The organism is Psychrilyobacter piezotolerans, assembly GCF_003391055.1.
GTDB lineage: Bacteria > Fusobacteriota > Fusobacteriia > Fusobacteriales > Fusobacteriaceae > Psychrilyobacter > Psychrilyobacter piezotolerans.
The window spans coordinates 83,403-96,712 of sequence record NZ_QUAJ01000007.1 but is presented as its reverse complement, the minus strand read 5'-3'; the positions used below and the strand labels follow the sequence as shown (position 1 = coordinate 96,712).

Genomic DNA, 13,310 nt, shown 5'->3' with positions numbered 1-13,310 from the left:
AGGATTATGGGGAATTTAACAGAATTAATGGAACTATTTGAAAGAAAGTTATTAGTTATTCCAGATAATTTAAAACCTTATGCAATGGGAATTTTAGCTACTTTAATTACAATAGATCTAGGGTTATTAGCTTTTCAACTAGGTGATATAGATATCATAAAGACACTATGTAAAAAAACCTTTAAATACGGGATGATCACATATTTTATCACTGAATATTCTAGTTTAGTAAATGTTGTTATTGAGTCGTTTATTAAAATAGGGGAAGTTGCTTTAGGTGGAAAATCGGGTATTGAATTTTTTAGAAGTCCTTCTAAAACAATTGATATAGGAATAAATCTGACTGGGGATATACTAGACAAAGTTGGAGGAATGGGAATAACAAAATTAGGAGATATAGTGATCAGTTATTTTTATATAGTAATTATTTTAATTATTGTATTTTTTATGGCTCTCTCGATATTCATAGCATGGATGGAATTTTATGCAATAGTGGGAATAGGAATTATTTTCTTGCCCTTTGCAGTATTAAACAAAACAGCATTTTTAGCAGAAAAGGTGTTCTCTTTAGTATTAAATTTATCCATAAAATTAATGGTTTTATCACTGATTTTAAATTTATCGGTTGATTTTTTAACCCCTTTCACTACAGAAGCAGCACTGCTTGATGCACATCAAGATAGCATCTATAAAGTTTCATCTTTAGGAACGTTAATGTTTTTAATGGTTAAATGTCCTAGTCTTGTTGCTAGTTTATTATCTGGTTCTCCTAATCTAAGTGGAAATGATGCTGCTTCAATGGGAATGTCTGCTGGGAAATCCATTGTCAGTAATACTAGAGAGGGAGTACAAAAAGTTGGGAATTTAAAAGAAGGATTAAAAGGAAATGCTTCTTCTAGAACATCTATGTCAAATTTAGCAGGTAGAGGAGCTAATCTTGTTGGAAAGGGTGGAATGGGATTAGGAAAAGCAGGAGTCAGCTTAGGTAAAAAATTTGCAGGTAAAAAATAAATAACAAGGGAGGAAAAAAATAAAAAAACTATTGTTAGTATTAGGATTGATAGGAGTATTAATAGGGTGTGGAATGAAAACATATTCACCAGAAGAAAAGAGAGAACTTATTTTAAAGAGTTATTCAGAAGATAAAGTTACAAGAAAAAAAGCATCGGATAAATATTATGAGATACTCAAGGAATTGTCTCTATTAGAAAGCAAAGGGAATAAAAAAGCAGGTGATGAATATATTGCATGGAAATCAGTCCTTAAAAAGGTATCTAAAGAAGTTAAAACGAGAAGAGAGGCAATTTCAAGGGTGAATTTTAGGAGAAAATATAATGATATTAATGATGAAGAATATAAAAAAGAGTTGATAGAAGCAAAAAAAGATCCAGGAGCTTATTTAGAAAGGATAGAAAAGGAAAAACTGCGTATTTGGAAATCTAAGATGGGATTAGATTAAAATGAAGTTTTTTATTTCATTTATCTTAGGAGTAGTTTTGTTATCTAGATTTTTTACGTATAACATTAGCGATTCTATGCCAAAAGGTTTTTATTATCTTTCAGTAAAGACTGAGAGCATCAAAAAAGGAGATGTAGTAGTTATACCAATTGATAGACTTAATAAAGAAATGCAAGATATGATATTTGATAGAGGTTATCTACCTAAATTTACAAAATATCTTATTAAAGAGGTTAAAGGAACTCATGAAGATGATATTTTCCTAGAAGTAAATGAGCTTCATATATCAGGAGAAAAATTTAAGATAAGAAAATATGATATTTTAAAAAGATCTCTTCCGGTTTTAAATAATGAGGATTTTATTTTGAAAAAAGATGAGTTCATAACTCTGGGAATCAAAGAAAATTCTTTTGATTCTAGGTATTTTGGGAAGATTAAAAAGAATCAAGTTAAATATATAGCTAAAAAAATAAATTGAAGGGATGGATTATGAAAAAAAGAATAGTAATTATGGCACTAATAGCAATATCAAACTTAGCTAATGCACAATTAAATGAAAATCAAAATGAATTCATTAAAGTAAATCAAAATAATTTATTAAATGGTCAAGAGGAATTTCAAGAAAATAAAATATTAGTATTTGGAAATTTCAATTCTTATAATAAAAATAGCAGACATTCTATGACAGCAGAAAAAGAATCAGATAGAGCTGCTAAAGATAATTATAGAATGTCCTACTATCCAGCATTAGCTAAGCAGACTTTCGAAATAATGAGCGATAGTAATCAAGTGATATTTAATAATGTTATAGATAATGTGAAGTATAGAGAAGTCAATGAAATCATAGCAATAGCAGGAGTTAATGGAACAAGGTTAGAGAGCGATTCGGGTAGTACCTCAGGATATGATACTGATCTACACAGTGTTTATTTAGGTGTAGAAAAACAATTAAGTAATAATAATCGTGTTGGTGGGATCATTACTATCGGTAAAAATGATACAGAATTTACAGATATTGAGGATGGGTCTAGAGAAGATTACTACTATCAAGGGAATTTATATTATATATATGAAAATTATGAAAGATTAAAGTTTGTATCAATGTTTTTTGGAGGAGTTACAGACACATCATTAGAAAGAACCCAGATATTTGATGATTTAAATGAAACTATGGCAGATGATATTAATAACTATTACTTAGGAGTAAATAATGAGTTAAGTAAAAAATACTATTATGATCAAAATTATATAAAACCTAAATTTGAGATTAACTTTGCATATATGATGCAAAATGATATTTCAGAATCGGGAGGTCAAGGTTTAGAGATTGATGGTGTAAATTCTATATCTATAGAAACGGGAATAGGTTTAGCATTAGGAAGAGATTTCTATTTAGAAAATAGAAGTAAAATTAACCTCGAAGGAAGTGTAGCAGGATATGTGGAACTAGGAGACCCATATAAAGATTTAAATTCAACCATTAATGCTTTAAAGACAGACAAAGTTAAGATAGATGGATATAATAACGATAGTTTCTATGGAGATATCTCAGTAGGAGGAAGTTATGAAACAGATGATTTATTAACTATATATACAAAGGTAGAATATAGAATAGGGGATAATTTAGAAGAGTTTGTAGGAAACATTGGGTTAAACTACTTGTTTTAATTCTAGGTTATCTCAGTGTTCTCGCAGAGGTTACTTAGATAATCAACCCAACCGTTAGAGCGGAAGAAAAGAGAATGAATTAAATTTTTTAAAAGCAGGATTAGGAGTTTTAGAGATCTTCTTAAAAGATATGAAACAGGCTGTTAAGGATAAGGAAAAAGATTGGGGACACAAAAATAATTTAAAACTGGAGGAGGAGGTATAGATGAAGGATTTCTATAGAAAAGGAGATTTAATGAAAATTTTAGATATATCAGAAAATACAGCATATAAAATAATAAGAGAATTAAATGGAGAGCTAAAAGAACAAGGGTATAAAACTATATGTGGTAGGTTACATAAAAAATACTTTGATAGACGTTATAGGATTAATTAGGATATGAGTGTATATAAAGATAAGCTAAGGAACAGTTGGTATGTAGAAGTAAGGTATAAAAGCTATAATAACGAACAGAAAAAAAAGAAAAAAAGAGGCTTTAAAACAAAAAAGGATGCAAAGGAGTGGGAAATTAAATTTCTTTCTCAAGAAAAAGAAACCAGCTCAATGTTAGATTTTAGACAACTAGCAGAAATTTATTTAGAAGATATACAAGTAAGGGTAAAAGCTAGTACATTTGCAAGGAAAAAAAGAGTATTTAGCGGAAAGCTTGTACCATATTTCAAAGATAAATTAATTCAAGATATTACACCGACAGCTATAAAAAAATGGCAAAACCATGAATTAAAAAATGAATATACAAAAAGTTACTTTAAAACTTTACAAAAAGAATTGAGTGCAATATTTAATTATGCAGTTAAATTTTATGGAGTGAAAGAAAACCCTGTCAAAGTAACTGGAGGAGTTCAAGAATCGCCTTTATTAAGAGATAAGAAAGATATTAATATAATTACTCCTGAAATATATAAAAGGTTTATAAGGGAGATTAAAACATTTGACAATAGTGAAATTTCACTTATATTTTCTTTACTGTATTATTCTGGTTGTCGAATAGGAGAAGTATTAGCTCTAAATACAAAAGATCTAAACTTTGATGATGGTAGTATAAATATAAATAAAACTTATTCTAAAATTGATAAAAAAGGATATATCACAACACCAAAAACTAAATCATCGATTAGAGTTATAAAAGTTCCAGATTTTTTGATGGATGATTTAAAGTGGTATATAGATACTCTATATGATAAGGAAGTAAAAAGAATTTTTCAAGTTAGTAGAACGAACTTACATAGACGTAAAAATCTAACAATAAAAAAATTGAAACTAAAACAATTCAGCCTACATGATTTTAGGCATAGTCACGCTTCAATACTTTTTCAAAGCGGAGTAAACATTGTTAAAATTTCAAAAAGATTAGGTCATGAAAGCATAAAGATGACCTTAGATACATATTCACATTTAGTAGATACTGATGAAAATAAGGTGTTAGAAGTTTTAAATAAATTAAACGATATTTAAACTTTTGTCCCCAAATTGTCTCCACAAATTTATGAAGTCAATAAAATCAGTTCTTAAAATCAAAAATGGCGCACCTAATAGGAATCGAACCCATAACCCTCTGATCCGAAGTCAGATGCTCTATCCAATTGAGCTATAGATGCAAACCAAGTAAGAGTAGTTTACCTTAATTACAGCCTTATGTCAACCAGAATTATCAATGAAATTTAAGATTGGAGGGAAAATATGAAAAAGATATACATATTATTAATTATAACAGCATATCTCTATGGTTGTACCGCCAGAGAGACGGCGATTCCGGTAAAATTAAAAATAATAGAAAATAGAGAGGCAGTGAGCAGCGTACCTGTAAATTTAAAAGCAGTGCCCTTATACGAGAAAAATATTGAATATACCGGTGAGCTGCCACTGGTAGATTATTTATTTACCGATACTACAGTTAATATAAGAGGCAAACCATCGACAAATGGAAAGATCCTGGGTAGGACAAAGATCCACGAAAAAATAGAGGTCTTGGGCACGGTAAGAGGAGAAAGGATTCAAAATAATAGGTTGTGGTATAAGGTCAGATATAAAAACTACACAGGATATCTCCATTCCTCTGTAATAGTAAAAAGAGAATTTAGATTCGAGGAGATGGCAAAGAGAGCAAGGAATTTGGACCTTTTTATTATGGAATCCAAGGTAAATAACCGGAGTATTGAAAGGGTCATCCAGTACAATCCCGGTTCCAGTGAAGCTGAGGGTGCTCCTGTAGATATGTATGGAAATAGGGGAGAGCAGAGTATTATAGGGATTTATACAAATCCAGCTGGTAAAAGTTCTTTGAGATATCTTTCGGATGGAAGGATAGTTTCGGTAAAAGAAAGAGGTCCGGGGGAAGCACTTGTAACGATTCCAGATTCAATGAGGACATATAAGATAGAAAGCGGTAAAACTCAAAAAATTGATCTAAAGGATGGGATAAACAAAATTATAGTAATTGATCTGGATAATCAGAATCAGGGTATATTTTTGAAAAAAGATGATGTATGGCAGCTGATTTCCTATTCATTGATTACCAGTGGTAAAAACAACAACCGTGATTCCTACGAAACTCCAAAAGGTTATTTTTTGGTTGGGAATACGGTGAGGCAGGTTATTTTTTCCTATGAAAAAAAAGTAAAAAAACAGGATCTAAATGGCGAAGTTGTTGAAAGTATCACAGAAAAAGGAATTGTTAAAGAATATAATAAGGATCATTATGAGATAGTGAAAAAATATTCTAGAGCCAATTATGGAATAAGATTTAGTGGAGGCGGGTATATTCATGGAATCCCGTTAAGTGATGATACGGTGAAGGTTTTAGGAAATGAAAAAGCCGTAAAAGAAAGAAAGGAAAGAGCAATAATTACATTGGGAACATATAAAAGGTCTCATAAATGTGTCAGAAGCCCGGAGGAACACGAAAGTTTTCTATACCATGATTTTGTAGGGTATGACCCAAAATATGAAGGGAAGTGGTGGAGGCTTCCCAAGGGAAATGTAGCGGTTATTGTATTTTAAAGATTCAATTTTAAAATTAATGCCAGTAAATATCGGTAATTATTAAGATCTGGAGGGGGTAAGATGAAAAATTATGATATTGATAAGATAAGAAATATTATATTTTTAGGGCATAGTGGTAGTGGTAAAACCAGTATTGTAGAAGCTCTTTTAAATGTAGCCGGGATCACCAATAGGATGGGAAATATTGAGGAGGGGAACACTGTTTCGGATTTTGAAAAGGAGGAGATCCACAGGGGGTTCTCCATAAATACTTCTGTTATCCCCATAGAATACCGTGGGAATAAATACAATATCTTGGATACGCCTGGTCACTTTGATTTTAAAGGAGAGGTCAGTGCTGCACTTAGGGTAGCCGGTGGAGCGGTTCTTGTGGTGGATGCTACTTCTGGCATTGAAGTGGGAACCGAAAAAGCTAATAAAATATTGGAAGAGAAAAAAATTCCAAGGGTTATCTTTATAAACAAGATGGATAAGGGATTTATTCAATATACTAAAATATTGGAGGAGTTAAAGGACACTTTTGGAAAGAAAATAGCACCATTTTGTGTTCCTATAGGTGAGAAGGAGAGATTTGAAGGATTTATAAATGTAGTGGATCTAAAGGGCAGAAGGTTCGATGGGAAAACCTGTGTAGATTCAGAAATTCCTGAAGGGATGCAGATTTCTTCCATCAGGGATATGCTGTTAGAAGCTGTAGCTGAATCCAACGAAGAATTAATGGAAAAATTCTTTAATGGGGAGGAATTTACCCATGAAGAGATCCATACCGGTCTTCACACTGGAATTGTAAACGGAGATATAATACCGGTGTTGGTAGGATCAGCTGTCAACTCCATCGGGATCCATACTTTATTTGATACATTTTTAAACTATATGCCAACTCCAAATGAGATGCAGGACGGCGAGAGAATAGGAGAAGATCCCAAGACGTCTGAAGTTAAAATTAAAAAAGTGGATGCTGAAGAGACTTTTTCCGCCATTGTATTCAAGACAATTGTAGACCCCTTTGTAGGAAGGATATCGTTATTTAAGGTAAACTCCGGAGTTTTAAAAAAAGACACAGAAATTTTTAATGCAAATAAGAATAAGAAAGAAAAAATATCTCATTTATTCTATCTCAGGGGGATAACTCAAATAGATAGTGATGAGATAAGGGCTGGAGATATTGGCGGGACTACTAAACTGCAGCATACTCAAACAGGGGATACTCTCTGTGATCTAAAAGATCCGATACTTTATCCGGCTATTGATTTTCCTGAACCCTGCCTATACCTGGCAGTAGAGCCACTCAACAAAAGCGATGATGAAAAGATAAGTATCCTTCTGCAAAAATTGACTGATGAAGATCCGACTTTTCAAGTCCAGAGAAACTATGAGACTAAACAGCTGTTAATAGGAGGTCAGGGAGAGAAGCATCTGAAGGTTATAATCCACAAGCTGCAAAATAAATTTGGAGTCAACAGTGTCATATCTGAGCCCAAGATAAGTTACAGGGAGACTATAAAAGGTACCATAGAGGTTCAGGGGAAGCATAAAAAACAGACTGGCGGATCGGGTCAATATGGAGATGTACACATAAGATTCGAGCCCAGTAATGAAAAGTTTGAATTTGTGGATAAAGTCAAGGGGGGAACGGTTCCAAAGCAGTATATACCAGCGGTGGAAAAAGGCATAGTTGAAGCAAGCCAGAATGGGATTTTAGCAGGATATCCACTGATTAATTTTAAAGCTACCCTTTTGGACGGATCTTACCATTCTGTAGACTCAAATGAACTTTCTTTTAAAATGGCAGCAATGCTTGCCTATAGACTGGGAGTCCCTAAAGCTAAACCTGTAATTTTAGAGCCCATAATGAAGGTAGAGGTTTTGGTTCCCGATGATTATTTGGGAGATGTAATAGGTGATTTAAATAAAAGAAGGGGTAAAATTTTGGGGATAGTACCATTTGGAGACCAGCAGAAGATAAGTGTAGATGCTCCTCAGAGGGAGATGTTAAAGTATACTACCGACCTTAGAGCTCTTACTCAGGCAAGGGGGGAATTTACATTGGAGTTTAAAAACTTTGAGGAACTGCCTGAAAAAATCAGTGAAAAAATAATTTTAGAGAATAAAGAATAAGGCAGTATTAGGTAGCAATAAATAGGGTGAAAATGGGAGGAGAAGCCTCCTATTTTTTTTTGTAAAAATATTCATAAACAATTACTTCTGTTTATGTTTTCTCAGATTTTTTTAAGGATTAGAATAAAAAATTAAAATAAATTTTGGTTTTTATTTTTTAAAAGGGTAAACTGTATTATAAAAGTTTTTTTGTCTGAAAAAATGACAACTTCATTAAAATTTCCTTTACGCAATAAAATTTTTAACTCTATTTGAAAGTGGATCATAGTACTGTTTTTTTGGTATAGTTTTTGAATTTAGTTTTAAAAATACGGTAATAATACAAAAAACAAGAAAATAAAACAATAATTATTGATTTTTTGTTGACAAGTTGTGAAAATTGGGGTAACATTATCTTAGAAGATGCTTAACAAATTAAGAAAAAAATAGGGAGGAACAAAATGAAAAAAGTTTTATTATTAATTTCATCATTGGTTGTCTTATTAACATTAACAGCTTGTGGTGGCGGGGAAAAAGAAACTAAGATAAAAGATACCTTAGTCGTTGCCCAAGGGGCCGATGCTAAATCACTGGATCCACATGCTTCAAATGACCAACCATCATCTAGAGTATCATCACAAATTTACGATGGTTTAGTATCAACTGATGGAGATATGAATATAGTACCTGCACTTGCTGAATCATGGGACCAGCCAGATTCTACAACAACTATCTTCCACTTAAGAAAGGGAGTAAAATTCCATAATGGAGAAGAATTAAAAGCATCAGACGTTAAATTTACAATTGAAGGGATGTTAGCTTCTCCTCAAACTCACCATATTATAGAAGCTGTGGACAAAGTTGAAGTTGTAGATGATCATACAGTTAAGATCATTACAAAGGAACCATTTGGGCCATTATTACACCATTTAGCACATACAGCATCAGCTATCTTAAATGAAAAAGCTGTTACTGAAGCTGGAGACGACTATGGACAACATCCAGTAGGAACAGGGCCATATTCATTTGTAAAGTGGGATTCTGGAGATAAGATCGTATTAGCTGCAAATGAAGATTATTTCTTAGGAGCTCCTAAGGTTAAAAATGTAATCTTTAGAAATATAACTGAAGGAACAAATAGAACTATCAGTTTAGAAACTGGTGAAGTAGATATCGCATATGATATCGAACCTATTGACAAAAATCAAGTTAAAGACAATGAAAAATTAGAATTAATTGAACAAGAATCACTATCTATGGATTATATCGGATTTAACTTTAAGAAAGCACCATTTAATAATAAATTAGTTAGACAAGCTATCGGGCATGCAATCGACGTAGATATTCTTATCGATGTAGTATTAGACGGTGCTGGGACTAAAGCAAATTCACCTATCGGGCCAAAAGTATTTGGTTACAGTAAAGATGCAAAATCATATGAATATGATCCAGAGTTATCTAAAAAATTATTGGCTGAAGCAGGATATCCAAATGGTTTCAAAACTACAATCTGGACAAATGATAATCCGGTAAGATTACAAATTGCAACTATTGTACAAGATCAATTAAAGCAAGTAGGAATAGAAATGGCAGTAGAACCAGTAGAATGGGGAGCTTATTTAGATGGAACTGCAAGAGGAGATCATGAGATGTTTATCTTAGGTTGGGGAACTAACACAGCAGATGCTGACTATGGATTAAACGCTTTATTCAACACTGCAAACATTGGTGGAGCTGGAAACAGATCTTTCTATTCAAACAAAGATGTAGACAAGTGGTTAGATGAGGCTAAATCATCTATAGATCCACAAAAAAGAATTGAAATATATGCAAAAATTCAGGATCAATTAATGGAAGACTTACCAGTAGATCCATTATTTTACAAGACGATGAATGCTGGTATCAATAAAGATGTAGAAGGGTTTAAATTAAATCCTGCAGGGCATCATAAGATCTATGGAGTGTATTTTGATCAACAAAAATAATCTTGATTGCCCTCTAAATGATTAATTTTTAGAGGGTAATTTTTTTAAGAAATAAATATAAAAATCAGGGAGGAAACATGCATAAGTATATATTTAAAAGATTGTTGTTACTGATACCTGTTTTATTAGGTGTATCATTTTTAGTATTTTCAATAATGTCATTTACACCTGGAGATCCGGCACAACTTATCTTAGGAGAGAGTGCTCCTAAAGCACAAGTGTTAGCGCTCAGAGAAGAGATGGGATTAAATGATCCATTCTTAATGCAGTATGGAAGATTTGTTCTAAATGCAGTGCAGGGAGATTTTGGAAGATCGTATACAAGTGGAAGAGAGGTATTTGGAGAGATATTCCAAAGATTTCCAAATACATTGATATTGGCAGTAATTGGTGTAATAATAGCTATATTAATTGGTATACCGGTAGGGATTATATCAGCTACAAAACAATATTCAATTTTGGATAGTACAAGTATGATAGCGGCTCTTTTAGGTGTAGCAATGCCAAACTTCTGGTTAGGACTTATGTTAATTTTATTTTTCTCAGTAGGATTGGGATGGCTGCCATCAGGTGGGTTTGGAGACTGGAAAAGTTTGATCCTTCCATCTATTACACTGGGGACAGGAGCAGCAGCAATAATTACCCGTATGACCAGATCATCTATGCTGGAAGTAATCAGGCAGGATTATATCAGAACGGCTAGAGCCAAGGGGGTTGCTGAGAAAAAAGTTATCAACAAACATGCTCTTAAAAATGCATTAATTCCAGTAATCACAGTTGTAGGATTACAATTTGGATACCTATTAGGTGGGGCTGTACTTACAGAAACTGTTTATTCTTGGCCGGGAGTGGGAAGAATGATGGTAGAAGCTATTAGAAGTAAGGATACACCGATTGTATTAGCGGCTGTTTTATTCCTTGCAACAACATTTTCAGTAGTAAATCTATTTGTAGATATATTATATGGATTTGTAGATCCTAGGGTAAAATCTCAATATAAATAAAAGGAGGATTTAATTATGTCAGAAGTACTAAGCAGTGAAAATATAAAGAAAAATTCTTCTGTTGAAACTGTAAATAAAAAAAGAAGTCAGTTAGCTGAAGTATGGAGAAGACTGAAGAAAAATAATATGGCTATGGCAGGCCTGGCAATTTTAGGAGTAATAATACTTTTAGCTATTTTTGCAGATGTGATAGCTCCATATGACAGTGTAGCAATCAAGCAAAACTTAAAGGATAGATTACAAAGTCCAAGTGGAGCACATATTTTTGGGACAGATGAATATGGTAGAGACATGTTTGCCAGACTTGTTCATGGTGCCCGTGTATCACTGCAGGTTGGAATCTTAGCTGTTGGAATTTCTATAGTTATTGGTGGAACGTTGGGAGCTATAGCCGGTTATTATGGAGGTAAGTTGGATAACGTTGTCATGAGAATAATGGATGTTTTCCTTGCAGTACCTAGTATCTTATTGGCTATCGCAATAGTTTCAGCATTGGGACCAAACTTATTTAACCTTATGCTTGCCATCAGTATATCTTCAGTTCCTGGATACGCAAGAATTGTAAGAGCATCTGTAATCTCAATAAGAGACCAGGAGTTTGTAGAAGCTGCCAAAGCAATTGGAGCCGATGATTTTAGAATTATATTTAAACACATCATACCAAATTCACTTGCCCCGGTAATTGTTCAAGGAACATTGGGAGTAGCAGGAGCAATACTTTCGACAGCCGGACTTAGTTTTATAGGTTTAGGTATTCAACCGCCTGCACCAGAGTGGGGAGCAATGCTTTCTGGTGGTAGACAATACCTTAGATATGCACCTCATGTAACGACTATTCCAGGTATAGCAATAGTAATCACTATCTTAGCTTTAAACTTGGTTGGAGACGGACTTAGAGATGCATTAGATCCAAGATTAAAATCATAATTAAATAAAAAGCAACGTGACGTTGCATCCAGAAAGGCACAATTTAGGTTGTTATAATTTTTTATTCGTTCCAAAATTTTAGTGCGAAAGTCTATATTTATGGAGTGAATCACCAGTATTTTGGTGATGCCCCTTAGGGGTATAATTTCCTATACTATAAAAAAAGGAGACAAGTCTTATGAGTGATAAATTGTTAAATATAAAAGATCTTACTATTCAATATACAACTGAAGACGGAGTAGTAAAAGCAGTAAATGGCATCAATTTAGATTTAAAAGAGGGGGAAACGTTAGGTCTGGTAGGAGAAACTGGAGCAGGGAAAACTACCACAGCTTTAGGGATGATGAGATTGATCCCAAATCCTCCAGGAAAAATTATGGGCGGAACTATTGAATTTGAAGGAAGGGATCTATTGTCACTTTCTGAAGATGACATGAGAGGAATCAGAGGAAATAAGATCTCTATGATATTCCAAGATCCAATGACTTCGTTAAATCCAGTGTTAAGTGTCGGGGAGCAGATCTCAGAAGTAATCTTAATTCATCAGGATATAAATATGGAAACAGCAATTGATAGAGCTAAAGAGATGTTAGAATTAGTAGGTATCCCAGGAGCAAGATATAATGATTATCCCCATCAATTTTCTGGTGGGATGAAACAAAGGGTGGTAATTGCCATAGCTCTTGCATGTAATCCAAAATTACTCATAGCGGATGAACCTACAACAGCTTTAGATGTTACGATCCAAGCCCAAGTTTTAGATCTTATGAATAACCTGAAGGAGAAATTTAAAACAGCTATGCTTATGATCACACATGATCTGGGTGTAGTAGCCCAAGTTTGTGATAAGGTAGCTATAATGTATGGGGGAGAAATCATAGAATATGGAAAGATAGAGGATATATTTGAATCTACAAAACATCCATATACAAAGGGGTTATTTGGTTCTATACCAAATTTAGACAGTGATGCTACTAGACTCAGTCCAATCAAAGGAACTATGCCGGATCCAACAAATCTACCTTCTGGATGTCCATTTCATCCTAGATGTGACAGTGCAAAAAATATTTGTTCAGACAGAGTACCCAGACATACAAATATTGACGGACACAGAATTAAGTGTTTGATGTTTGAAGAAGACATCAAACAAAAATGGATATAGGGAG

Annotated in this window: 12 protein-coding genes and 1 tRNA gene; 12 read left to right on the top strand and 1 reads right to left on the bottom strand. The window is 33.3% G+C overall.

Features of this window, described 5'->3' with window-relative positions:
- Positions 1-6 precede the first annotated feature (6 nt).
- From DYH56_RS05615 to DYH56_RS05590, 6 genes are all read left to right on the top strand, one after another.
- Positions 7-1,011 carry a type IV secretion system protein gene (locus DYH56_RS05615; RefSeq protein WP_114641887.1) on the top strand — a complete coding sequence of 335 codons (1,005 nt, stop codon included), beginning with the start codon at positions 7-9 and terminating at the stop codon, positions 1,009-1,011.
- Positions 1,012-1,042: 31 nt separating this feature from the next.
- Positions 1,043-1,459: a hypothetical protein gene (locus DYH56_RS05610; protein ID WP_114641886.1), complete on the top strand. Its 417-nt coding sequence runs from the start codon at positions 1,043-1,045 to the stop codon at positions 1,457-1,459.
- Position 1,460: 1 nt separating this feature from the next.
- The gene (locus tag DYH56_RS05605) at positions 1,461-1,937 is read left to right on the top strand and encodes a S26 family signal peptidase (protein WP_114641885.1); all 477 of its coding nucleotides are present in this window, start codon (positions 1,461-1,463) and stop codon (positions 1,935-1,937) included.
- Between the two features lie 32 nt (positions 1,938-1,969).
- Complete coding sequence (locus DYH56_RS05600; protein WP_158539067.1) at positions 1,970-3,127, top strand: autotransporter outer membrane beta-barrel domain-containing protein; 1,158 nt, start codon at positions 1,970-1,972, stop codon at positions 3,125-3,127.
- A gap of 205 nt (positions 3,128-3,332) precedes the next feature.
- The gene (locus DYH56_RS05595; RefSeq protein WP_114641883.1) at positions 3,333-3,503 is read left to right on the top strand and encodes a transcriptional regulator; all 171 of its coding nucleotides are present in this window, start codon (positions 3,333-3,335) and stop codon (positions 3,501-3,503) included.
- Positions 3,504-3,506: 3 nt separating this feature from the next.
- Entirely contained in the window at positions 3,507-4,583 is a 1,077-nt protein-coding gene (locus DYH56_RS05590; RefSeq protein WP_114641882.1) for a site-specific integrase, read from the top strand.
- 66 nt (positions 4,584-4,649) lie between these two features.
- Here DYH56_RS05590 and DYH56_RS05585 read toward each other — a convergent pair.
- Positions 4,650-4,726: transfer RNA gene (locus DYH56_RS05585), tRNA-Arg, on the bottom strand.
- 82 nt (positions 4,727-4,808) lie between these two features.
- Here DYH56_RS05585 and DYH56_RS05580 point away from each other — a divergent pair.
- The 6 genes from DYH56_RS05580 (at position 4,809) to DYH56_RS05555 (ending at position 13,306) form a co-directional block, all read left to right on the top strand.
- A complete protein-coding gene (locus DYH56_RS05580; RefSeq protein ID WP_114641881.1) occupies positions 4,809-6,128 on the top strand; it encodes an SH3 domain-containing protein in 1,320 nt (439 codons plus the stop codon).
- A 63-nt stretch (positions 6,129-6,191) separates the two neighbouring features.
- Positions 6,192-8,249, top strand: coding sequence for an elongation factor G (gene fusA / locus DYH56_RS05575; protein ID WP_114641880.1), 2,058 nt, complete (start codon positions 6,192-6,194; stop codon positions 8,247-8,249).
- 440 nt (positions 8,250-8,689) lie between these two features.
- Positions 8,690-10,213, top strand: coding sequence for a glutathione ABC transporter substrate-binding protein (locus DYH56_RS05570; protein WP_114641879.1), 1,524 nt, complete (start codon positions 8,690-8,692; stop codon positions 10,211-10,213).
- A 77-nt stretch (positions 10,214-10,290) separates the two neighbouring features.
- Positions 10,291-11,217 carry a nickel ABC transporter permease gene (nikB, locus tag DYH56_RS05565; RefSeq protein ID WP_114641878.1) on the top strand — a complete coding sequence of 309 codons (927 nt, stop codon included), beginning with the start codon at positions 10,291-10,293 and terminating at the stop codon, positions 11,215-11,217.
- Between the two features lie 15 nt (positions 11,218-11,232).
- The gene (locus tag DYH56_RS05560) at positions 11,233-12,144 is read left to right on the top strand and encodes an ABC transporter permease (protein WP_114641877.1); all 912 of its coding nucleotides are present in this window, start codon (positions 11,233-11,235) and stop codon (positions 12,142-12,144) included.
- Positions 12,145-12,322: 178 nt separating this feature from the next.
- Positions 12,323-13,306 (top strand): ABC transporter ATP-binding protein, encoded by a 984-nt coding sequence (locus tag DYH56_RS05555; protein ID WP_114641876.1) that lies wholly within the window; start codon positions 12,323-12,325, stop codon positions 13,304-13,306.
- Positions 13,307-13,310: the final 4 nt, after the last annotated feature.

Coding starts and splice junctions, on each gene's coding strand:
- DYH56_RS05600 (WP_158539067.1), top strand. CDS start 1,970: ATGGCACTAATAGCAATATCAAACTTAGCTAATGCACAATTAAATGAA.
- DYH56_RS05605 (WP_114641885.1), top strand. CDS start 1,461: ATGAAGTTTTTTATTTCATTTATCTTAGGAGTAGTTTTGTTATCTAGA.
- DYH56_RS05555 (WP_114641876.1), top strand. CDS start 12,323: ATGAGTGATAAATTGTTAAATATAAAAGATCTTACTATTCAATATACA.
- fusA (WP_114641880.1), top strand. CDS start 6,192: ATGAAAAATTATGATATTGATAAGATAAGAAATATTATATTTTTAGGG.
- DYH56_RS05615 (WP_114641887.1), top strand. CDS start 7: ATGGGGAATTTAACAGAATTAATGGAACTATTTGAAAGAAAGTTATTA.
- DYH56_RS05595 (WP_114641883.1), top strand. CDS start 3,333: ATGAAGGATTTCTATAGAAAAGGAGATTTAATGAAAATTTTAGATATA.
- DYH56_RS05580 (WP_114641881.1), top strand. CDS start 4,809: ATGAAAAAGATATACATATTATTAATTATAACAGCATATCTCTATGGT.
- DYH56_RS05560 (WP_114641877.1), top strand. CDS start 11,233: ATGTCAGAAGTACTAAGCAGTGAAAATATAAAGAAAAATTCTTCTGTT.
- nikB (WP_114641878.1), top strand. CDS start 10,291: ATGCATAAGTATATATTTAAAAGATTGTTGTTACTGATACCTGTTTTA.
- DYH56_RS05590 (WP_114641882.1), top strand. CDS start 3,507: ATGAGTGTATATAAAGATAAGCTAAGGAACAGTTGGTATGTAGAAGTA.
- DYH56_RS05570 (WP_114641879.1), top strand. CDS start 8,690: ATGAAAAAAGTTTTATTATTAATTTCATCATTGGTTGTCTTATTAACA.